Source organism: Salinicola endophyticus, from assembly GCF_003206575.1.
GTDB lineage: Bacteria > Pseudomonadota > Gammaproteobacteria > Pseudomonadales > Halomonadaceae > Salinicola > Salinicola endophyticus.
In genome coordinates this window covers 698,883-719,123 of record NZ_PZJO01000002.1, presented here as the reverse complement: position 1 = coordinate 719,123, position 20,241 = coordinate 698,883, and the positions used below count along the sequence as shown (strand labels likewise).

General features: G+C 66.5%; 19 protein-coding genes and 1 tRNA gene. 5 read left to right on the top strand and 15 right to left on the bottom strand.

The annotated features are described in order from the left end of the window. Positions 1-54: 54 nt before the first annotated feature. Positions 55-1,746 (bottom strand): methyl-accepting chemotaxis protein, encoded by a 1,692-nt coding sequence (locus tag DOM66_RS05825; RefSeq protein ID WP_110689525.1) that lies wholly within the window; start codon positions 1,744-1,746, stop codon positions 55-57. 803 nt (positions 1,747-2,549) lie between these two features. Between DOM66_RS05825 and DOM66_RS05820 the strand changes: the two genes are divergently transcribed. After that, positions 2,550-2,623 (top strand) — tRNA-Gly (locus tag DOM66_RS05820). A 224-nt stretch (positions 2,624-2,847) separates the two neighbouring features. Here the strand turns inward: DOM66_RS05820 and DOM66_RS05815 are convergent. Next, positions 2,848-3,087 carry a DUF1654 domain-containing protein gene (locus tag DOM66_RS05815; protein ID WP_110674484.1) on the bottom strand — a complete coding sequence of 80 codons (240 nt, stop codon included), beginning with the start codon at positions 3,085-3,087 and terminating at the stop codon, positions 2,848-2,850. Positions 3,088-3,425: 338 nt separating this feature from the next. Then, complete coding sequence (locus DOM66_RS05810; protein WP_110674485.1) at positions 3,426-3,746, bottom strand: hypothetical protein; 321 nt, start codon at positions 3,744-3,746, stop codon at positions 3,426-3,428. A 504-nt stretch (positions 3,747-4,250) separates the two neighbouring features. On the opposite strand from DOM66_RS05810, the gene DOM66_RS05805 reads away from it, so the two are divergent. Both DOM66_RS05805 and DOM66_RS05800 read left to right on the top strand, forming a co-directional pair. Next, complete coding sequence (locus DOM66_RS05805; RefSeq protein WP_110689524.1) at positions 4,251-4,547, top strand: hypothetical protein; 297 nt, start codon at positions 4,251-4,253, stop codon at positions 4,545-4,547. 209 nt (positions 4,548-4,756) lie between these two features. Further along, complete coding sequence (locus DOM66_RS05800) at positions 4,757-4,915, top strand: YqaE/Pmp3 family membrane protein (RefSeq protein ID WP_035471155.1); 159 nt, start codon at positions 4,757-4,759, stop codon at positions 4,913-4,915. Between the two features lie 114 nt (positions 4,916-5,029). On the opposite strand, the gene DOM66_RS05795 is transcribed toward DOM66_RS05800, so the two are convergent. Beyond that, positions 5,030-5,485, bottom strand: a complete 456-nt coding sequence (locus DOM66_RS05795) for a DUF6314 family protein (RefSeq protein WP_157959004.1) — start codon at positions 5,483-5,485, stop codon at positions 5,030-5,032. A 29-nt stretch (positions 5,486-5,514) separates the two neighbouring features. Between DOM66_RS05795 and DOM66_RS05790 the strand changes: the two genes are divergently transcribed. Beyond that, positions 5,515-6,402 (top strand): EamA family transporter, encoded by an 888-nt coding sequence (locus DOM66_RS05790; RefSeq protein WP_110674488.1) that lies wholly within the window; start codon positions 5,515-5,517, stop codon positions 6,400-6,402. Here the strand turns inward: DOM66_RS05790 and DOM66_RS05785 are convergent. From DOM66_RS05785 to DOM66_RS05770, 4 genes are all read right to left on the bottom strand, one after another. Continuing rightward, positions 6,341-7,369 (bottom strand): DUF1853 family protein, encoded by a 1,029-nt coding sequence (locus DOM66_RS05785; protein WP_157959003.1) that lies wholly within the window; start codon positions 7,367-7,369, stop codon positions 6,341-6,343. The two genes, DOM66_RS05790 and DOM66_RS05785, sit on opposite strands and share 62 nt — an antisense overlap. Continuing rightward, positions 7,353-8,099 carry a serine O-acetyltransferase EpsC gene (gene epsC / locus DOM66_RS05780; protein ID WP_110689521.1) on the bottom strand — a complete coding sequence of 249 codons (747 nt, stop codon included), beginning with the start codon at positions 8,097-8,099 and terminating at the stop codon, positions 7,353-7,355. The genes DOM66_RS05785 and epsC overlap by 17 nt, the downstream gene beginning before the upstream one ends. Positions 8,100-8,126: 27 nt before the next feature. Continuing rightward, complete coding sequence (locus DOM66_RS05775; RefSeq protein WP_110689520.1) at positions 8,127-8,741, bottom strand: cell wall hydrolase; 615 nt, start codon at positions 8,739-8,741, stop codon at positions 8,127-8,129. Between the two features lie 66 nt (positions 8,742-8,807). After that, positions 8,808-9,137 (bottom strand): antibiotic biosynthesis monooxygenase family protein, encoded by a 330-nt coding sequence (locus DOM66_RS05770; RefSeq protein ID WP_110674491.1) that lies wholly within the window; start codon positions 9,135-9,137, stop codon positions 8,808-8,810. A 269-nt stretch (positions 9,138-9,406) separates the two neighbouring features. Between DOM66_RS05770 and DOM66_RS05765 the strand changes: the two genes are divergently transcribed. Beyond that, positions 9,407-10,330: a LysR family transcriptional regulator gene (locus DOM66_RS05765; protein ID WP_110689519.1), complete on the top strand. Its 924-nt coding sequence runs from the start codon at positions 9,407-9,409 to the stop codon at positions 10,328-10,330. A gap of 34 nt (positions 10,331-10,364) precedes the next feature. On the opposite strand, the gene DOM66_RS05760 is transcribed toward DOM66_RS05765, so the two are convergent. The 7 genes from DOM66_RS05760 to DOM66_RS05730 form a co-directional block, all read right to left on the bottom strand. Continuing rightward, positions 10,365-11,237 carry a VOC family protein gene (locus tag DOM66_RS05760; RefSeq protein ID WP_110689518.1) on the bottom strand — a complete coding sequence of 291 codons (873 nt, stop codon included), beginning with the start codon at positions 11,235-11,237 and terminating at the stop codon, positions 10,365-10,367. An 85-nt stretch (positions 11,238-11,322) separates the two neighbouring features. After that, complete coding sequence (locus DOM66_RS05755; protein WP_157959002.1) at positions 11,323-12,498, bottom strand: aminotransferase class V-fold PLP-dependent enzyme; 1,176 nt, start codon at positions 12,496-12,498, stop codon at positions 11,323-11,325. Between the two features lie 169 nt (positions 12,499-12,667). After that, complete coding sequence (locus tag DOM66_RS05750; protein WP_110689516.1) at positions 12,668-14,227, bottom strand: aldehyde dehydrogenase family protein; 1,560 nt, start codon at positions 14,225-14,227, stop codon at positions 12,668-12,670. Further along, complete coding sequence (locus DOM66_RS05745; protein WP_280951251.1) at positions 14,224-15,159, bottom strand: NAD(P)-dependent oxidoreductase; 936 nt, start codon at positions 15,157-15,159, stop codon at positions 14,224-14,226. The genes DOM66_RS05750 and DOM66_RS05745 overlap by 4 nt, the downstream gene beginning before the upstream one ends. Positions 15,160-15,227: 68 nt before the next feature. Continuing rightward, positions 15,228-16,388 carry a M20 aminoacylase family protein gene (locus tag DOM66_RS05740; protein WP_110689514.1) on the bottom strand — a complete coding sequence of 387 codons (1,161 nt, stop codon included), beginning with the start codon at positions 16,386-16,388 and terminating at the stop codon, positions 15,228-15,230. 75 nt (positions 16,389-16,463) lie between these two features. Beyond that, positions 16,464-17,756: a DUF3100 domain-containing protein gene (locus tag DOM66_RS05735; RefSeq protein ID WP_110689513.1), complete on the bottom strand. Its 1,293-nt coding sequence runs from the start codon at positions 17,754-17,756 to the stop codon at positions 16,464-16,466. A gap of 361 nt (positions 17,757-18,117) precedes the next feature. Then, positions 18,118-20,232 carry a pyrroloquinoline quinone-dependent dehydrogenase gene (locus DOM66_RS05730; RefSeq protein ID WP_110689512.1) on the bottom strand — a complete coding sequence of 705 codons (2,115 nt, stop codon included), beginning with the start codon at positions 20,230-20,232 and terminating at the stop codon, positions 18,118-18,120. Between the last annotated feature and the right edge of the window lie 9 nt (positions 20,233-20,241).

Below are 20,241 nucleotides of genomic sequence, written 5' to 3'. Positions count from 1 at the left end.
GGATTTGCCTCCGGGGCTAACGCGCGCCGGCGATGTATGGCGCCAGGTTGTCGCTCAGAACGCTTCCAACTCGGCTTCGCCGACAGGCTTCCGGAGCAGCGCCCGGGATCGCGTGGCCTTGCGCGACTCGGCGCCTGACGCTGGATGTGCGGTGCCTTCCTGCCAGGTCGACTCGCCTGCAGCGCGATGGTCTGGGCGCTCGGCGAGCGTGAAGATCTTCACTGCCTGCTCCAGGCGGCTGGCCTGTTGTTCCAAGGAGGCCGCAGCTGCAGAGACCTCCTCCACCAAAGCTGCATTCTGCTGGGTCACCTGATCTATCTGGCCGACCGCCTGAGAAACCTGCTCGATCCCCTCGCTCTGCTCCTGAGAGGCAGCGGAGATATCGTCCATGATATCGGTGACGCGTCGGATGGCGACCACCACCTCCCGTATGGTACTGCCAGCCTCCTCCGCCAGGGTAGAGCCTTCCTGCATCTGCGCCACCGAGCCCTCGATCAGCGCCTTGATCTCACCCGCGGCATCGGCACTGCGGGTAGCCAATTGGCGCACTTCTCCGGCCACCACGGCGAACCCTCGCCCCTGCTCACCGGCACGGGCCGCCTCCACCGAGGCGTTGAGTGCCAGGATATTCGTCTGGAAGGCGATGGAATCGATCAGCCCTATGATATCGGCAACCTGCTGCGAGCTGGCGGCGATGCCATGCATGGTCTTGACCATACGCTCCATCATCTCGCTCCCGCGCTCGGCGGTGGAGGAGGCATCTTGCGCCAGGCGGCTGGTCTCGTGGGCATTGTCGGCATTCAGCTTCACGGTAGCGGTCAGCTCTTCCAGGCTAGAGGCGGTCTGCTCCAGAGCGGCAGCCTGTTGCTCGGTACGTGAGGAGAGATCAGCATTGCCGGCGGCGATCTCGTGGGAGCCGATATGGATCGAACCACTGCTATCGCGTACGCCGGCGATCACGCCGGAGAGCTGCTCCACCATGCGTCGCATGGCGAACAGCAAGCTATGGCCATCGTTGGGTCGAGTCTCGATGTGGATGTCGAGGTTTCGCTCGGCGACCTGATGGGCAATCTCGGCGACACGTCGCGGTTCCGCGCCCAGGCTTCGGGTAATGCCAGCGATGATGTACCAAGAGAGCAGTATGCCCAGCAGCAGCACCACGCTGATGATGGCGATGAAGAGGACACGCATATCTGCATAGTCTTGAGTGCCTTGGCGATATTCGGCATCGGCCACGTCGAGCTGCAGCGCCATCAGTTTCCCCAAGGCCTGGGAGACCGGATCGATATGCTGGTAAAGCGAATTGACGGTGAAGTTCTCCAGAGCTGCGGCATCTTGCTGACTCAGGATGGTCTGGAGCTGATCCACCGTGGCATCGGCGCTCTGCAACAGCGGCTTCAGCTCGGCGATGAGACGTTTTTCCCGCTCGACCAGGGAAGTCCCCAGATACGCCGACCAGGTTTTATGGCTGGTCTCGCGCGCCTCGGCCACGTTGTGCGCGCCCTCGGCCCAGCTGATGTTACCGTTGCGTACCTTGTGGGAGGTATCGACGATATTGACGGCATATTGATCGGCGATAGTTGAGAGCTGGCGTAGTGGTACCACCCGATCCTCATAGACGGTCTTGAGACTTTGCAGGGTCATCTTCGTCTCGTACATCCCGAAGAATCCGATCCCTATCAAGGCGAGGGAGAATAGCCCCACCAATGAAGAAAGTTGCCGAGAGACTTTCATCTGCTTGAACATGGCGTGTCCTCTGTGTGCATCAAAGGTCGTGTTTAAATCGCTTTCGTTTGGCTACCCTGGCGCTCGGAGGCCGACGTAGTAGTTGTCAGTCGATGCGGTATACGCCATTCTCTGCTAATATTATTGTTGCTATATAATTGTATTTACATTCAGTTACACTTTTTATTATGACCTATAATTCGGAGCTAGCCTAGCGCTATGGAGGCTGAAATCGTCCGTTCACATCGAGGAGCGGGAGGCTCCATCAGGACGAGGTGGGAGGAGGTTTTCGACAGGCAAGGGGCGGTTTCCACGCGAGTAAGGCCAAATGCATGATCGGGCCTTTTTTGGCCGTGACGATGCCGCGATCAATGATAGAGATGTCCAGATCTCATCTGTTTTATAGAGACCTATCAAAATCAGGTTGGGCGAAATGAGATACTATCGTTGTCCTTTGCCCGCAGGGAGGAAGCTTGATACCGATCACGGATGACGATACCAGGGGCCGGAGTTGCCGCAGTCTTTCGGCAGGATAGAGGCAGGATGAGGGAAAGACCGAGTGCGCCACGCGAGGGCTTTTGCTTGCTGGATGTTGGCCAATCATGATCATGGCCAACTGCGACCGCCACCGACCTCAGCGTGCCATCTATATCGAGTCGCGGGTGGATGTGTCTCAGGGCTAGCGAGGGGGCGGTGGGCAGTGCCGGGCGGGCCGCAGGTGCATCTGCCATGCCGCTGTCGGAGGCCGCCGCCGGCCGCTGCACGTGCTTTCTTGCGCTCTCCGCTTGCCAAACCTAAGTGATTGGAATTATTATTGAAAGCCTGCGGGTGTAGCTCAATGGTAGAGCAGAAGCTTCCCAAGCTTAAGACGAGGGTTCGATTCCCTTCACCCGCTCCAGATTGCCCCTCTTGATGTCCTGCCTTACCCCCGTCATCACACTGTTCTGCAGTCACGTATGTTTCGCTGGCCTGACGTCTGCGTCTTGGCGGCGTTGCGGTATCCATGGCAGCGCTCCCTCGTCGGCCTCACGCATCATCTGACGGAGACTTCGTCTGGTTCAGGCATCGTCGTGCCAGGCTGGCAGGTAGCGTCTGCGGGCGCGCATCCTCACCAAGTCGCGCTCAGGCGATCTCCGTGGCCTGAGCGCGCCAGCTCAGCAGCACATCGTCGGCGGTGATCGAGATGACGCGCATGGCCGCCTCGCCCGCCAGGCGGGTCATCAGTCGGGACCAGTCGTCCTGGGCTTCGCCAGGCTGGCGCACGATCACCAGTTGCTGACGCCGATGCTGGACCGCGGCCTGAATGGCGCGCGAGACCCGGCGGGATAGCCGCTCGTAGGGCGAAGGAAAAGCGAGAATCATGACGTCTCTCACTCGAGTACGTGTATTTATATACAGTATAGAGGGCGATGCGGCCTGTGGTAAAGCGGCCACATTGCGCCGTGCCGTGCCGTGCCGTGCCGTGCCGTGCCGTGCCGTGCCGTGCCGTGCCGGGGCGAGCTGGTGCTGATGGGCTGGGCGATCGTCAGCGCGTTGGGGGTAGCGGAGCTGCCGTCTTTACACGATCGATAGCGCGCATGCTGGTGTTTCGCCGTTCGCTTGGCCTTGACGCGATGCCGTCGCCTGCGCCGCCAGTAGCTCATGGCGGCCACGAAAAAGGGGCCACAGGGCCCCTTTTTGTCACCGCCGGGCGGCGAATATCACTGGCTCTTGATAGCGTCGCCGGCTTCGACACTGTGGCCTTCGGCGTTGATCTCGTCGAGTGACTTCGAGTCTTCGATGTTGGTCGCACCGTCGGTTTCCGACTCCATCGCGTCGAGCGACTGGTTGGTTGCATCACTGCCGCCGGAGAAGGAGGAAGTATCCTTCTCACCGCTGGCAGTGACGCCGGAACCCGTTGCCAGCGGCTCCTGATTGGCCTGATGTGCGTCCTTGAGTGCGGCGCTATCGGCGAGCGCGGTACCAGCGAGGCCCAGGGTCAGGGCAGCGGCGAAAGCGACGGTCGCGAGTGATGTTCTCATGACAAATTCCTTTTGTGCTGAGGGAGTCGAGGGCAGTAGCTAGCGCGCTACGCCTGATTACACTGTAGCCGGTTTGCAAGCGCGTCAGGTTGAACGGCGCGCGATGAGCAGACCATTCGGCATATAAGACGTAGCTTTGGGCATGTTTTCAGCCGCCGCTGCGATCACGCCTTGTCCGGTGTCTCATCCAAGGCGTCTCGTCCGCCAATGAGCCCTCCTGGAAGCGGTCGAGCGCGGGACAATACTTGAACTCGCATCACGCCTTGTCCGGTGTCTCATCCAAGGCGTCTCGTCCGCCAATGAGCCCTCCTGGAAGCGGTCGAGCGCGGGACAATACTTGAACTCGCCCCGCCGTGGCGTCATCTATACTAGTGGATCGAACACGGTAGACGTTCGAGTACGAGGCTGGTTGAAGAACGCTGGGCGTTCCAACAGTGTCGTGGCTTGAAGCGAGTCAGTAGAGAGTACCCGGTTGGACAACGCCCGAGAGGGCAGGAGAGTGTCATGAATGCGCGCGACTATCTGGCCAAGCAGGGTATTGCGCTGGACAAGGAGGAGGACAAGCCGCAGTCGCTCGAGGAGAAAGCCTGGGCCCGGGCGCGTGAAGCCGCCGAACATGGCCCGCGTAGCGGCACGCCGCACGATTGGGAGGATTGGGAACGCTATCACGAGGCGCTGGCCAGTGGTGCTGCCGAGATCCAGGGCAAGCACAGGCCGCGTGATGGTGAGGGTGACGAGACCGAGCCGAGCACCGGCAAGACCGGAGATGACGAGGGATCTGCGCCACATCACCGACGCTAGACAGCAGGATTGCGCAAGTCCAGCTATGCTGGTGAGCAGCCGAGCGGATCGACGCCGAAGGCGTCGGCCATGCTAGCGTCAAGGCGCCGTTGCGTGTCGGTCGGCTTCGGTGACGATGGCGGTGATGAAGAGGCGCCGCAAGGGACTGTTCTATCAAGGCGGGCGTTGGCGCTGGAAAACGCGAACGTGGCCGCAGCAAAGGAGGCTACATGGATATCATCCGTATCATCTTCGCCATCATTCTCCCCCCGGTGGGTGTATTCCTGCAGGTGGGCCTGGGGCTGCAGTTCTGGATCAACATCGTGCTGACGCTGCTGGGTTATATCCCGGGTATCATCCATGCGGTCTGGATCATCGCCACGCGCTGAGTCGCGATGAGAAAGCACAGATGAGAGCAGAGGGCCGGTTTAGACCGGCCCTCTGTCGTTCATGGGGTCTTGATAGGCGCTTTGTGGGTGTGGCGTGAGCGCTGGGCACCCGGGTCACGCCAGCCGATAGTGGTAGTGCAGGGTCTCATCCTTGCGTGGGCCCAGAATGCGCCAGGCGAGATCGAAACCGTCCGGTAGCAAGTGCAGACGGGCGCTGTAGGCATCGGCGGCACACTGATGGTGGTGCTCGCTCACCAGGGTGTCGCTGTCGGCGGCAACCAGGTCGAACAGTGCCACCGCCGCATCGCGGCCGCGGCGTTCGTGGGCGAGCGCCACGCGCTCGGGCTGCAGGCGCCAGCAGTACAGGTTGCGCATCTCTACCGGCTGCTGTCCGGCCAGGGTGAAGTGGCCGCTCTCGTGAAAGCGTATCTCGTCCCCATTTGCGACCGCCTGCACACTGCCTTGACCGTGTCCGGACCAGCCCGTGCGCGAGCCGGCGCCGGCCTCGGCGGTGAACGCGAAACGCGTGACTTGGGGCAGCAGGGTCTGCAACCGTATAATGGCTGTCAACTCGTCTGTCATCAAAAGGTTGACCTTAAATGTCGTATCTCGTCGGCGTCACGCTGCTGTGGGCCTTCTCGTTCAGTCTGATCGGTGTCTACCTGTCGGGGCAAGTGGATAGCTATTTTGCGGTGGCCACTCGGATCGTGCTGGCGACGCTGATCTTTCTGCCGCTGCTGCGCCCGCGGGCGATTTCCCCTGCCAGCCGTCTCGGTCTGATGACTGTCGGTGCGCTGCAGCTCGGTGTGATGTATCTGTTCTTCTATCACGCTTTCCTGCTTCTGAGCGTGCCCGAGGTGCTGCTCTTCACCATCTTCACGCCGCTCTATATCACCCTGATCGACGATCTGCTGGCGAGGCGCTTCTCACCGCGTTATCTGCTGATGGCGGCGCTGGCCGTGGCCGGGGCGGCGGTGATCCGCTACGACGGCGTCAATGCCGGCTACTGGATGGGCTTTCTGGTGGTGCAGGGTGCCAATCTCTGCTTCGCGCTGGGACAGGTCGGCTATCGCCATCTGGCCCGGGGGCTACCTGCCGGCGTCGCCCATCGCCATCTCTTCGGCTGGTTCTACCTCGGCGCGCTATGTGTGGCGCTGCCGGCGTTCTTGCTGCTCGGTGATGGGCAAAAGCTGCCGACCAGCGGGCTGCAATGGGGCGTGCTCGGCTGGCTCGGGATCGTGGCGTCGGGGCTCGGTTACTTTCTGTGGAACAAGGGCGCCTGTCGGGTCGATGCCGGCACCCTGGCGATCATGAACAACGCGCTGATTCCGGCCGGGCTGGTGGTCAATCTGGTGATCTGGAACCGCGATGCCGATTTGCTGCGCCTGGGCGCGGGGGCGGCGATCCTGCTCGCCACGCTGTGGCTCAACGCGCGCTGGGCGCGTCGAGGGGCGGTAACGGCAGCGCCGGCGGCCAGCCATCCGTGACCACGAACAGGCGGCAGCCGCGGCCGTCCGGCAGCGTCAGGCGCAGATGCAGCGGTGATGGGGTGGCCGCAAAGTGGCGCTCCAGCAGCTCACCTAGTGCCACCATGGGGGGGCCGGCGCCGCGTGGCGGTGCCAGCCAGTGCGGTTTACGCAGCACCTGGCCGCGGGTCGCCGTTGGTAGCGCCGCGCAGAGCGCCGGCCACGCCCGGTGATGGCACCACAGGCCCTGGTAGACATCCGGATTGGCCAGATCCGGCAGTGCCAGGCGCTGGTGCCAGGGGTGGTAGAGAAACCCCGGCATGATGATGCGCTGGTGTAGCGCGGCGCCCGGTGTCACTGTCTCGCGCACGGCCTGCCCGGGCTCGTCGCGGGCGGCGGGCAGCTGGCGCTGCGCCAGTCGATGGCACTTGATCGCCAGGGAGTCGAAGCTGCCGGTGCCGATCCAGCGGGCGGCGGCGTGGCGATCCCCCGGCCCCTGCTCCAGCCCGAGGAAGAACTTGATTGCCAGTTCGGCGTGCTCGATCGTCGCAGGCTCGACGCCGCGATAGCGGTAGAGCAGATCGAGCTCACCCGTGATTCGCTTGCCCTCGCGCAGGGTCAGGTTGTGGCCGAGCAGTGCGCTGCGCGGCGCTTCGCCCAGGATCCACTGCCACAGCGCTTCGTGATAGATCCCCAGGCGCTGCGAACGGCGCTGATCGAGATGCTGCAGAAAGGCCTGCCGTCGCGGTGCCAGGGACGCCAGCCAGCGCCGCCGGAAGGCGTCGTCCGCGAGGCCGAGCTCGTCAAGGGTGGGGCGGCCGGCCACGCCCAGCCGTGCCATGTCCGGGGCGTGCAGCAGCCAGGCGATATCACGCAGCCAGGGCGCGCTCAGGCAGGCCAGATCCTCGCGCAGCGCTGGCGTGCAGGCTTGCAGCGCCCAGGTCGGATCGGTGGGCGCCACCGGAGCGGGCTCAGCGCGGCTGGGCACGTGGCCCCAGCACCGTGCTGTCGGCAGCCACCGGGCGGGTGACCACGGCACCGGCACCGATGCGTGCCCGTGCGCCTATCTCGATGTTACCGAGTACACAGCAGCCTGCGCCGAGAAAGGCGCCGCGGCGAATCTTGGGGTGGCGGTCCCCGCTCAACTTGCCGGTGCCGCCCAGAGTGACGCCATGGAACAGGGTGACGTCGTCCTCGACCACGGCGGTCTCGCCGATCACGATCCCCGCCCCGTGGTCGATGAACAGCCCAGCGCCGAGCTGCGCCGCCGGGTGGATGTCCGCGGCGAAGCAGTGCGCGGCCCGATACTGGGCGAAGCTGGCGAGATCGGTGAGGCCGGCCCGCCACCAGGCGTGGGCGACGCGATGGCACTGCAGTGCACGATAGCCGGGAAAGAACAGCAGTGGCGTGAAGGGCTCGGGAATCGCGGCATCCTCGCGCAGCAGCACCAGCAGGTCGCGCGCCGCGGCCGCAGCGATCTCGGGATGAGCGGCGAGGCAGGCCGCTACCGTGGCGTGGCACTCGGCGAAGGGCACTTCGGCGGTAGCGAGGTCTTCGCTGACGATCTCCACCAGCGCGCCGGCGAGGTCGTCGACCTCGAGCAGGCAGCGGCGGTAGAGCGATGTCAGCAGTGGATGGCGTCTGGCAGCGCTGCGTGCGGACTCGACCAGCGTCGGCCACAGGGTGTCACTGCTCAGTTGCGTCCAGGCCGCGGGCATGCGCGCTCCTTGTCGGACTTGCCGGTATCAACCGGGGAGACGGTAGAAATCGAACTCGCGGGTCTGCACCGTCTTGACCATGTGCGAGGCCCAGGATGGGGTGATGCTGCGCTGGTGGAAGAACACCGCGCCGTGGGTGCGATCCTTGAGCGTGCCGTTGAGCGCGCGGCGTGCGATTTCTCGCGCCGCGGCATACTCCAGCGGCTCGCGCACTTCGTCGGGTCGGCCGTCGCACCACCATGAGAACTGGCAACTGCCGGTTTCCGAACCCTGCTGGACCACGCCGCACAGGGTCGGCGGGAAGGCCGGGTTGCCCAGCCGGTTCATCACCACGTTGGCCACCGCCTCCATCTCTACCACGCCTGCACCCTTGGCCTCCCAGTAGATCGAACGCGCCAGGCAGGTGAGCGCGTCATCCAGCGGGGCCTGGCCGCGCGGATCGACCGCACGCGCCCCCTCGGGCGTCACCCGCAGTGCCGGCGGTGCCGGGCTGGCGCGCTCGTTATCGACCACCCGTTGCTCCAGCTGTTCGGCCTTGTCGAGCGCGCGCTGGGCCGTTGGCGGCTCGGCGGCCAGCAGCGTGGCGGTGGGGGCGATCATGCCGAGCAGGATAACCAGCGCCAGCACCCAGACGCGTGGCATGAGTGCCTGGGCCAGACCTCGGCACGTGGCCAATGATGACGACATGCGCATCGATGACCGCAGGCGTTAGCCGGCGTCGGCGCCGAGGGTCTGGATCACCTCGAAGCCCTCGAACTTGGGCGGCCCCAGATAGAGCCCCTCGCGGCGGCTCTGGCCGGCGTTGGCGTGGGCGGCGCGGAACGCTTCCGAGTGGGTCCAGGCCTCGAAGTCGGCCCGCGAGCGCCAGATGGTATGGGAGGCGTAGAGCACGTGATCCTCTTCGGCGGGGCCACGCAGCATGTGGAACTCGACGAACCCCGGCAGCCCCTGCAGATGGGTTTCGCGTTCGAGCCACAGGGTCTCGAACTCCTCGGTGCGCTCGGGGTTGACGCGGAAACGGTTCATGGCGATGAACATCGGATGCGTGGCTCCATGCGGAAAACGGGGGGTAAAGGTCAGCGGCGCGAGTGATGAAAAGCGCGCGCTGCGTCCGGCCCGATCGACCTGACGACGACAACGTTCACCATGCCAGCAGTCTGCGTGAAAAGCGAGATGTGCCCGATCCGGCGCTGGCAGGAGCTAGTGCGTTGACGAATGATGCCGTCGGGTGCCCTAATCGACGCAACACTGATTTCGTCATTTCCGTCTTACGAGGTGAACGGCGCGCCCGGCGCCACTGACACGCCATGGATATTCCCCATCAGCGACTGGTCTATTTTCGTGTCACGGTCGAATCCGGCTCCCTGCGCAAGGCCGCGGCGCGGCTCGATATCGCACCGTCGGCGGTGAGCCGCCAGATCGCGCTGCTCGAGACCGCCTTCGAGGCGCCGCTGCTCGAGCGCACGCCGCGCGGGATACGGCCCACCGCAGTGGGTGACATGGTCCTCGACTACTGCCGCCAGCGCGGCGCGCTGGACGAGCAGTTCATCGCCAGTCTGGAGGCGCATCAACGCCTGGAGACCGGCACCATCTCACTGGTGGTGGGAGAGGGCTTCATCGACGATCTGATCGCGGCCCCGCTCAAGGCCTTCGCCGAGCGCTACCGCGGTGTGCGCCTGGATATCCAGCAGGCCGGGACCGACGAGATCATCGAGTCGGTGGTGGAGGACCGCGCGCATATCGGGCTGATGTTCCACGAGCGGGTTCACCCTCAGATCCGTTTCTGGGTCTCCAGTGGCCAACCACTGCTGGCGATCTGTCCCCGCGACCACGCGCTGGCCACCTATCCCGAGCCGCTCTCGCTGGAGACCCTGAGCGAGGCGCCGATGGCGCTGTGGAAAGTCGGGCATGGCGTGCGACGGCTGGTCGACGAAGCCTTCCATCAGGCACAGCTGCGCCCGCGGGTGGCGATGGAGACCAACTCCATGGCGGTACTGCGGCGTGCGGTGGTGGCCGGCATGGCGATCACCCTGCTGCCCAGCTTCGCGGTGGCGGATGAGCTCGGCAGCCAGAGCGTGGTCGCGCGGCGGGTCGCCTGCGCGTCGTTCCAGCACTCCCAGGCGCACATGATCACCCGGGTCGGGCGGCGCCAACCACTGGCGAGTCTCAAGCTGCTGCGCCATCTGAGCGCCTGGATGCACGCCTTTCGTCACGACGAAGCGCGGCGCTGAAGCGCCAGGTTCCTTACGCTACCCAGCGTCGCCCTCACTGCTGGGCAAATCGCAGCAGCGTGCCCATCGCCTGGGGCGCGATGTCGGCCTGACTGGCGTCGTGGACGTGGTACTCGACCCCGGCCGCGTCCCACGCAGCCTGCGTCGCGGCGAGATCGCGGCAGGCCAGGGTCAACGCCACGGCGCGGGGTGGCTCGGCGTCGATTTCGCCCAGTAGCGGAAAGGTCGTCATCAGCGTGGCCGGGTCGAGCAGATGGCAGTCGCCCTTGTGGGTATGGATGATGTAGTGGCGGGCGTCACCGCGAATCGCCGCGCAGCCGTGAATGCGCGCGAAGTGGCCGATGTCGTGCTCGGGATCGTCGCTGACGTACCAGACATCGGTGATCGAGGTGGCGCCGTTGGGGTGGCTCTCCAGCGTCGGATCGATGCGAAACAGCTCCGGGCGCAGTTGCTGGCACAGGAACTGGGTCAGAAAAGGCCGCTCGACATCGTGCAGGATATCCAGCGCGACGCTCACCTCCGTATCATGTCCGCTCGGCAGGCGCGCCTGGCGTCGGAAGATGATCGGGCGCGCCTCGTCGAAGCCGCGCGAGGCGACCAGGGCGTGGTCGCGCTGGATGCTGTCGCTGTCGAGGGCGAGCATGGCGATGCCGTCGCCGATGCTGGTGAGCCGCGCCTCGATCAGGCGGCCGAACTGAAAGCCGTTGTCGTCCTGATAGTCGAGGCACTCGGGCCGGCCGATACCGATCAGCTCGATGAAGTTATTGCTGAAGAAGAGCAGGTGGTTGTCGGTGCCCCAGGGGTGTTGGTGGCGTGCATTGACGTTGAAGCCGAGCTTGCGCGCGGCAGCCGCGGCATGGTCGAGATCGCTGACGGCGAGGAGCGGGTGATCGATACCGAAGCTCATGGCGGACTCCTGTGCTGGCCAGGGTGACGGCAAGAGGGGGCGGTGATGGCGCGAGTATACCCGGCTTTGCCCCGGTATACGCCGTTCACGGCAGCGATGCCGGCTGCGCCGCGGCGGCCGCGGTGTCCGGGCGCGTACCCGCCAGCGCAGCCAGGGCGGCGCGGATATCGTCGGCGTCGTTGTGCCAGTGCGGCGCCAGCCGCACCAGGGCGCCGCTCGTCGGCAGGCGCACGTTGAGCGGCTCGGCGGCAATGTTGCACACCTTGGCGGCGATACCGGCGGCGCTCAGGCGCTGCGCCACCGCTAGCGGCTGGGCCTCGGGCAGGTGCAGGGTGGCGATGCCGCTCTCGGGGGTCGCCAGCAGCGGTGTCAGCCCCTGTGCGCGGGCCAGTTCGTAGGCCAGCCCGGCGAGCCCCAGCACGTGCTCACGCAGGCGCGTCACGCCGATCGCTGCCAGCTCCTCGATCGCTGCGGTCAGGCTCAACTGATTGAGGAGTGAGACGTCGGAGGCGTCGAAGCGGCGCGCCTGGGGCTGATCGATAAAGCGCTGGCTGGGGGCGTCGAGACGCAAGCCGGCCAGTTCGGCCAGCGGGTTGGGGCGCATCGACGCCAGCGTCGCCTGGCTGAAATAGGCCAGCGCCATGCCGCGTGGGCCGCGCAGCCACTTGCGTGTGGTCGCCACCAGCACGTCGCAGCCGAGCCGACGCACATCGATCGGGGTCTGCCCCAGCCCCTGGGCGGCGTCGACGATCAGCGCGCAGTGGTCCGGACGCGATAGCGCGCCCAGGCCCTCCACGTCGTAGCGTCGGCCTTCGATACTGGTCACCAGCGGAGTGAGAATCGCCGCCACGTCCTCGCCCAGCTGGGTGCTGATCGCGGTGAGATCGAGGCTACCGTCGGCATGGGTGGCGAGCAGCTCCAGTGCCCGCGGCGGTTCGCCGCCGAGGCGTCTGAGCATGACGATATCGGAGGCCCAGGTCCCCGGTGCGACGAGCACGCGCTTGCCGCGCAGAGAGAGGGTGGCGAGGGCGCGTGCCATCGCCAGCGAGGTGCTCTCGGCGAGCGCCAGCTGCGTCGCCGGTGCGCCGATCAGCGCACCGGCGCGCTCGCGGGTCGTCTGCAGGTCCCAGTCCGCGCTCTCGACCCGCTGCTGTGGCCAGGCCGCCGCCTCTGCCTCGAGCCAGTCGCGCAGCCGCGCCGAGACCCCGGGGCTGGTGAGGCCCACCGAGGCGTTGTTGAGATAGCGAAGTTCGGCGCGCATCACGGGGCTCCAGCGGTGGCTCGGGGTGTCGAGATATCCTGCCGTGGAAACGTGAGCGGCGCCAGCGCCTGGTGAGATGCCGCTGGCGTTTCGCGCGGGGTATCTCCGCCGCCCGAGGTCAGGATCCGGGCACACGCTGGGCCGAGGCGGTGCCCCGCGTGTGCAGCGCTCACCCCTTGCCGTCGCCGTAGCCCATGGCGACGCTGGCTTCACTGGCGGTCTCGACCCAGACGCTCTGTGGCACGCTGTATTCGCGCAGACCATCGAGTCCGCTGGAGCGGCCGAAGCCACTGTCACGGAAGCCGCCGAACGGCGACATCACGTTGATCGCCTTGTAGCTGTTGATCCAGACCGTGCCGGCGCGCAGCTGCGCGGCGACGCGATGCGCGCGGGCCGGGTCCTGGGTCCAGACCGCGCCGGCCAGGCCGAAGCGGGTGGCGTTGGCCAGGCGGATGGCATCGGCCTCGTCGTCGAAGGGCAGGGCCACCAGTACCGGGCCGAACACCTCTTCGCAGGCGATCTCCATCTCGGGGGTGACGTCGGCGAGCAGGGTCGGCGCCAGATAGTAGCCGTCGGCACCCGCGGGTAGCCCGGCCGGCCGCGTGCCGCCGGTGACCACTCGGGCGCCGGCGGCACGGGCGCGTTCGAGCATGGCGCTGACATGCTCGAACTGGCGCGCGTTCTGCAGCGGCCCCATGCGGGTGGCCTCGTCTTCCGGCAGGCCGACCGCGATCTGGCTGGCGGCGCGGGCCACCCGCTCGACCACCTCTTCGTAGATCTCGCGCTGGATCAGCAGGCGCGAACCGGCCACGCAGCTCTGTCCGGCAGCTGCAAAGATCGCCGCCTGGGCGCCGGCCACGGCGTCGTCGAGCCTGGCGTCGGCGAACACGATATTGGCCGACTTGCCCCCCAGTTCGAGCACGCTGGGTACCAGGCGCCGGGCGCCGGCCTCGGCGATAACCCGGCCGCTGGCGGGCGAACCGACGAACACCAGCTTGCTGATACCCTCGTGCCCGGTGAGCGCCGCGCCAGTGGTGGGACCGAGACCGTTGACGATATTGATCAGCCCCCGCGGCAGGCCGCCGGACTCGAGCAGGCGTGCGATCACCACCGACGAGAACGGGGTCAGCTCCGAGGGCTTGAGTACCACACCGTTGCCCGCCGCGAGCGCCGGTGCCAGCTGCCAGGCGCAGGTGAACATCGGCGCGTTCCACGGCGTGATCTGACCCACCACGCCGAACGGCACGTGGCGCACGTAGTTAAGATGGCTGGTGGGTACCGGGATCACCTCGCCATGCTGCTTGTCGCACCAGCCGGCGTAGTACTCGAACATCTCGCGCACCTTGCCCACCTCGCCGCGGCAGTCGCGGATCGGCTTGCCGGCGACCACGCTCTCGAGCTGGGCCAGCGACTCCTCGTGGCCCTCCAGCCGGCTTACGGCAGTCAGCATGCGGCGGCCGCGCTCGCTGGCCGTCAGCGCCATCCATTCGGTCTGGGCCCGGGTTGCGGCGGCGACGGCCTGGTCCACCAGCGCCGCGTCGGCATCCCGGTAGTCGATCAGCGCGCCGCCGGTGGCAGGGTGGAGCAGGGCGATGGATTCGCCCTCGCCGCTGACCAGCTCGCCATCGATCCAGTTGCTGCAGGGGGTGTCGCCGCGCTCCAGTGACAGGCCGAAGCGCATCAGCAGATCGGCCAGGCGTTCACGAGCTTGGGTCTCCAGGGCATTCATCGGGCAGGCTCCTCGCGCGGGTCAGAGGTGGTGAAATCGAGTCCCGCCTGCGCCAGCAGGGGGGAGGCGATGTGGTTGAAGTCGTCACTGTCTGCGGGGTGCTCGGGGTCGGCATGCCAGCCGGCGACCACCTGTTCGAGCAGGCCGAGATCGAGTGCCAGACCGGCGGCGGCATCGCTGGCCAGGCGCAGATCCTTGCGCATCAGACCGCTGGTGAAGCCGGAGTCGAAGCGCCCGGAGAGAATCCACTCCGGGAAGTTGACCTCGCTCACCGCACTACGCCCGGAGCCGCTGTTGAGTCCGGCCAGGCAGGCCGCCGGATCGACCCCGGCCTTGGCGGCCAGCGTCACCGCCTCGGCGGTGGCGAGCAGGTTGGTGGCGCAGAGATAGTTGTTGGCCAGCTTGACCACGTGGCCGCTGCCTGGGCCACCGACATGGGTACGCTTGGCCGACATCGCCGCGAGCATTGGTTCCAGGCGTGCCACCGTTGCCGGGTCTCCGCCCAGCAGCATGCCGAGTCGGCCGCTGGCCGCCCCCTTGGGGCCGCCGCTGACCGGGGCATCGAGCCATTCGAGGCCGGCTTCGAGCACCTTGGCGGCGAGCTCGCGGCTGATCACCGGATCGCTGGTGGAGGTGTCGACGATGACGCTGCCACGGGGCGCTGTGGCGAGCAGGTTGGGGGTCTGCTCGATCACCTCGCGCACCTGCGCGGAGGTCGGCAGCGACAGCAGGTAGACGTCGCTGGCGGGCAGCTCGGTGGGGGCGGCCACTGCCAGCCCCAGGCCCGCCAGGCGCTCACGTGCAGAGTCGAAAACATCGCTGCCGGTGACGTCGAAGCCGGCCTTGTGCAGAGTCAGGGCCATGTTGCCGCCCATCTGGCCGAGGCCGATGACGGTGATTTTCATATCGATAACCTCTTGTCGCGGTGACACGGAGCGCAGGTCTCCTGCGCCGAGCGCTGCCGCCGGGCTGCGCTCGGGATGGTCTGTGCGGATGGGGTTCAGCTGGCGAGCAGCGCCCGAGCCAGGGCCTGCCAATAGGCCACGCCGAGCGGCGCCAGGGCGTCGTTGAAGTCGTAGGCCGGGTTGTGCAGCGCGGCACTGTCGCCGTTGCCGAGCCAGATATAGGCGCCTGGGCGTTCGGCCAGCATGAAGGCGAAATCCTCCGAGCCCATGCTCGGCGGCAGATCGCGGTGGACCCGGGTGATCTGTGGCAGGCCTTCCAGCACCTCGGCACAGCGCGCGGCGTGCTCGGGGGCGTTGAGCGTGGCCGGGTAGCGCGCCTGGTAGTCGAGCTCGGCGGTGAGGCCGTGGAAGGTTGCGCAGGCCGCCACGGCATCGCGCAGACGCTGCTCCAGGCGCGCCTTGAGCGCGGCGTCGAAGCAGCGCACGGTGCCGCGCAGCTCCACCGTGCCGGGCACCACGTTGAAGGCATCGCCGGCGTGGAACTGGGTGATGCTGAGCACCGCGGACTGGTGGGCCGGGGTTTCGCGACTGATCACGCCCTGTAGCTGGGTCGCCAGCTGGCAGGCGGCGAGCAGGGTATCGTCGCCCAGGTGGGGCATGGCGGCATGGCAGCCACGGCCCTTGAGCGTCAGCGTGAAGACGTCGAAGGCAGCCATCACCGCGCCGTCGTGTACCGCGGCTTCACCCACCGGCAACCCGGGCCAGTTGTGCAGACCATAGACCGCGTCCATGGGGAAGCGCGTGAACAGCCCCTCCTCGACCATGACCCGGGCGCCGCCCTCGTTCTCCTCGGCGGGCTGGAAGATGCAGTGCAGGGTGCCGGCGAAATCCGGATCACGGGCCAGGGCGCAGGCGGCGCCCAGCAGCATGGTGGTGTGGCCGTCGTGGCCGCAGGCGTGCATGCGTCCGGGGATCGTCGAGCGGTAGTCGAGGGCGTTGGTCTCCTCGATCGGCAGCGCATCGATGTCGGCGCGCAGGCCGATGCTGGGGCCGGGGCCGCGGCGGCCCTCGATGGTCACCACCACGCCGGTACCGCCGCCCAGGCCGGTGACCGGCTCGAGGCCGTGCTCGCGCAGGATGGCGACGATCCGGTCGTGGGTGCGGTGCTCCTCGAAGGCGATCTCGGGGTGGCGGTGGAAGTCGTGACGCCAGGCCTTCAAGGTGGCGGCGTCGGGAAAGGCGACTGGCTGGTTCATGCGCATCTCCTGTGGCGGGTTGCAGGCGCCGGCGCGAAGCCGCGAGCCGGCGCATGGGGCTGATGGCGGTGCGGCTCAGAGCAGGACTTGCGCGACGACCGCGGAGCCCACGTAGGTACCGGTGAAGACCAGCAGCGAGATGAGTATCAGCTTCCAGCCGGTGCGCCGGAACATGCTGAACTCACGCCGGCTCAGGGCCAGGCCGGCATAGGCCAGCACCGGAGTGACGATGGCGAGGAAGTTGACGGCTGCCAGGCGCTCGACGATCCAGCCGCTGCCGGGGAAGAACGGCAGCGTCATCACGATGCTGACCAGCGAGACCCAGGCCACGCCGGGCAGGTAGAAGGGCACGATGCGGGTCAGCACCAGACCGATCAGGGTCATCACGTAGAGAATCGCCATGCCCGGCAGGGCGGTCAGCAGCGAACTGCCGTTGACGGTGTTGGCGATCCAGCCCACCGCACAGGCTACCGCCAGCACCGCGGCGGTCTTGCCCAGGTGCTGTTCGGGGCGCTCGTCGGGGGCGACGTCGGCAGCGGTCATCCCGGCATCCGGGGGCGCCTCAGCGGCGCCGCGGCGCTTGCCGGCCAGACGCCGGTAGAGCCACTCTGCCACCGGCAGGGCGATGAACAGCGAGACATAGAGCCCGGTAGCGTAGGTCAGCAGATTGCTGGCCCCGGCGAAGGCGAGCAGGTCGTCGGCCATACCCGGCAGGGCGCCGGCGAGGGCGCCGGAGCAGGCTGCGACCATGCTGCCACTGCCGACGCCGCAAGCCATGGCCAGGGCACGCGGATCGAACACGCCGAGCGAGGCGAGATAGCCCGCCATCAGCGCGAACCACAGGGTGCCGAACATGGTACCAACCACGTAGACCCCCATCACGCCGACACCCTCCGGCCCCTTGAGACCATACTTGTCGGAGATGATCGCGATATTCGGCTCACGGGCGATCGAGTAGGTGGCGCCCACCGCCTCGCGGCCCATCTTCAGCACCACGACTGCCACCGGCAGCGCCACCAGCATGGTGCCGAGGTTGCCCAGCTCTTGCAGGATCAGCGCCGGGCCGGCACTGATGATCTGGTCGATCGCCGGGCCGATGGTCGAGCCGAAGCGCGCGATGAACGGCATGATCGAGATCAAAATCAGCGGCGTGGCCGCCTGACTGACGCTCTCCGGTACGTAGCGCCGGGTGGCGGTGAACAGGTGCGGGTTGAGCAGCACGCCGAGAATGAAGGCGTAGAACAGCGGTAGCAGCAGCAGGGTGCCGGGACCCAGCGGAATCTTGAGAATACCGATCGCCTCGCTGATCAGGGACACGATGACCACGATCAGATGCAGGCGCCAGTCGAGCAGTCGGTGTAGAGACATGGCCGCGACCTCGTTGTTATTGGATGGGGCGCATCCGCGCACTCACACCTCGGGTGTGTCGCAGAAGCCTGATCGAGTATCGGAACAGAGGGTGATCTAATGAAAGTCGGCGGGTGTTCTGATTTTTAAGATGCGACGAAGGGCGAATGAGGACAGTCCGAGCCGCAATCAGTGGTGACAGCGGTTGGCAGATAGCGTGGAAAATAGGGTGATAGGGAGGAGATCGGGGTATGTGGGGTACCAAAAATCGTCGGGAGCGATTTTGGACGCCGCAGGCGGCCCGAAGGGGGCCTGCCAGGGATGGCAGACACAAAAAGGGGGAGCATTGAGCTCCCCCCGTATCCCGCGGTGTGGCTAACGCTTACTGCTTGTCTTGCGGCAGTGCGTAGACCACGACCTGGTCGCCCACCTGATCCTTGAGGATGGTGTTGCCACCGGCGACGAAGGCGACGTATTCACGTCCCTTGTACTCGTATACCGCCGGGTTGGCGACGGCCGGTGCCTGGGCCTGGTCGGACCACAGCTCCTTGCCGCTCTCCAGCGAGTAGGCGCGCAGCTTGGCATCCATCGAGGCGCCGATGAAGATCAGCCCGCCGGCGGTGACTGCCGGCCCGCCGATGGTCGGCGAACCCCAGCGTTCCGGCATGAAGAAGCCGTACTGCTGCGAGGCGCCGACCGGACGCCGCCACTTGACGTCACCGGTGTGCATGTCCAGCGCCACCAGTTCACCGAACGGCGGCTCCCAGCACGGCATGCCGAGCCAGTTGCTGGCGACGTTCAGACGCATGCCGTAGGGCGCGCCTTCCTGCGGCGAGAACCCGCTCTCGTTGCCGGAGCCGCTGTCCGCCTTCTTGTAAGCCTCGCGGTCGTAGAGTTTGATCGTCTGCACGATGTGCGAGACGTTGACGATCGCGGTCTGGCTCTGCGGATCGAAGGCGACGCCGCCCCACTGCACGCCGCCGGCGCTGTCCGGGTAGGCCAGGGTGCCTTCGCCTTGGGTGGTCGGCGGGGTGTACATGCCCTCGTAGTAGAGGTTGTCCCACAGCCGCGAACACTGACCGCCACCGACCATGTCGGCGAGTTCCCAGATCTTGGGTTTCTTCGACTGGTCGAGCAGCGGTGCCGGCTTGGTCGGGAACGGTTGGGTCTTGGCGTAGACCTCGCCCTTCACCGAGCCGTCGCCCTGGGGTACCGGGCGCTCCTCGATCGGCCATACGTCCTCGCCGGTGAGGCGGTTGACCACGAACAGAAAGCCCATCTTGGTGGCCTGGATCAGCGCCGGAATCTGCTTGCCGTCGACAGTGATGTCCATCAGCGTGGGCGCGGCATTGATGTCGTAGTCCCAGACATCGTGATGCACCCACTGGCGCGACCACACGACCTTGCCGGTGTCGACGTCGAGCGCGGTGGTCGAGGTCGCCAGCGGGGCCGATTCGGTGCGGTTGCCGCCCCAGTAGTTGGGAGAGGGCGAGGAGACCGGCAGATAGATCAGGCCGTGAGCCTCGTCCACCGACATCTGGGTCCAGACGTTGGCGGTGCCGCTCTTCTCACGCATCTCCGGCGACAGTGCCTCGAAGGTCCACTCACGCTTGCCGGTGCGCGCGTCGATCGAGAACACGGTGCCCGGAGGCGCGGTCTCGAAGGCCCAGTCCTTGCCGGCCCAGCCGAAGATCAGGTGGTCGCCGACCACGGTCGGCGGCTGCAGGATCGAGAGCGGCCACTTGGCGTGGGTGGTGTTCCACTGATTGACGTCGAGTACACCGTTGTCGGCGAAGTCCTGACACGGCTTGCCGGTGTCGGCGTCGAGCGCGAACAGCTGTGCGTCCATGGTGCCCATGTAGACGATCTTCTGGCACGCCTGACCGGGCTCTGGATCCTTGGCTTCCCAGTAGGCCACGCCGCGGTTCTTGAGCACCGGTTGGGTCAGGGCTTCGAGCTTGGAGTGGGTATCGAAGCTCCACTTCTGCTCGCCGGTAGCCGGGTCCAGCGCCAGCAGGCGGTAGAAGGGCGTACCGATGTAGAGGGTGTCGTTGGCGAAAATCGGCGTCGCCGACCACACCGTGGCGGGAATGTCGCCGGAGCCGTCGGAGACGTCACCGGTGTGCACTTCCCAGACCTTCTCCAGTTGGCCGACGTTGTCGACGTTGATCTGGTCGAGCGGGCTGTACTTCTGGGCGTTGTTCTGACCGTGGAAGGTGTTCCAGGTCGGCTTTGTCGGGACCAGCGGGATATCGGCGCGCTGGGCCTGGGCCGTGTCCTGAGTCTGGGCCGTGTCCTGAGACTGAGCGGCATCCTGGCTCTGGTCGTTGTCCTGGGCCTGGACGCTATCCTGGCTCTGGGCCGCGTCCTGGGTCTGGCTCGCGGCGGGGGCCTGGGCGCTGTCAGCGTCCTGGGCCAGCAGCGGCAGCGGCGCCAGCATCAGGGCCAGAGCGGTCGCCGTGCCGAGGCGTTGTGGGGTGATTCCGAAAGTCGGCATAAGACGGCT

Bases quoted from the DNA above. Each gene is read 5' to 3' on its own strand.
- DOM66_RS05775 (WP_110689520.1), bottom strand. From the start codon at position 8,741: ATGCCACGCGTCTGGGTGCTGGCGCTGGTTATCCTGCTCGGCATGATC.
- DOM66_RS05790 (WP_110674488.1), top strand. From the start codon at position 5,515: ATGTCGTATCTCGTCGGCGTCACGCTGCTGTGGGCCTTCTCGTTCAGT.
- DOM66_RS05805 (WP_110689524.1), top strand. From the start codon at position 4,251: ATGAATGCGCGCGACTATCTGGCCAAGCAGGGTATTGCGCTGGACAAG.
- DOM66_RS05810 (WP_110674485.1), bottom strand. From the start codon at position 3,746: ATGAGAACATCACTCGCGACCGTCGCTTTCGCCGCTGCCCTGACCCTG.
- DOM66_RS05750 (WP_110689516.1), bottom strand. From the start codon at position 14,227: ATGAATGCCCTGGAGACCCAAGCTCGTGAACGCCTGGCCGATCTGCTG.
- DOM66_RS05765 (WP_110689519.1), top strand. From the start codon at position 9,407: ATGGATATTCCCCATCAGCGACTGGTCTATTTTCGTGTCACGGTCGAA.
- epsC (WP_110689521.1), bottom strand. From the start codon at position 8,099: ATGCCCGCGGCCTGGACGCAACTGAGCAGTGACACCCTGTGGCCGACG.
- DOM66_RS05755 (WP_157959002.1), bottom strand. From the start codon at position 12,498: ATGCGCGCCGAACTTCGCTATCTCAACAACGCCTCGGTGGGCCTCACC.
- DOM66_RS05760 (WP_110689518.1), bottom strand. From the start codon at position 11,237: ATGAGCTTCGGTATCGATCACCCGCTCCTCGCCGTCAGCGATCTCGAC.
- DOM66_RS05770 (WP_110674491.1), bottom strand. From the start codon at position 9,137: ATGTTCATCGCCATGAACCGTTTCCGCGTCAACCCCGAGCGCACCGAG.
- DOM66_RS05825 (WP_110689525.1), bottom strand. From the start codon at position 1,746: ATGTTCAAGCAGATGAAAGTCTCTCGGCAACTTTCTTCATTGGTGGGG.
- DOM66_RS05740 (WP_110689514.1), bottom strand. From the start codon at position 16,388: ATGAACCAGCCAGTCGCCTTTCCCGACGCCGCCACCTTGAAGGCCTGG.
- DOM66_RS05730 (WP_110689512.1), bottom strand. From the start codon at position 20,232: ATGCCGACTTTCGGAATCACCCCACAACGCCTCGGCACGGCGACCGCT.
- DOM66_RS05800 (WP_035471155.1), top strand. From the start codon at position 4,757: ATGGATATCATCCGTATCATCTTCGCCATCATTCTCCCCCCGGTGGGT.
- DOM66_RS05815 (WP_110674484.1), bottom strand. From the start codon at position 3,087: ATGATTCTCGCTTTTCCTTCGCCCTACGAGCGGCTATCCCGCCGGGTC.
- DOM66_RS05735 (WP_110689513.1), bottom strand. From the start codon at position 17,756: ATGTCTCTACACCGACTGCTCGACTGGCGCCTGCATCTGATCGTGGTC.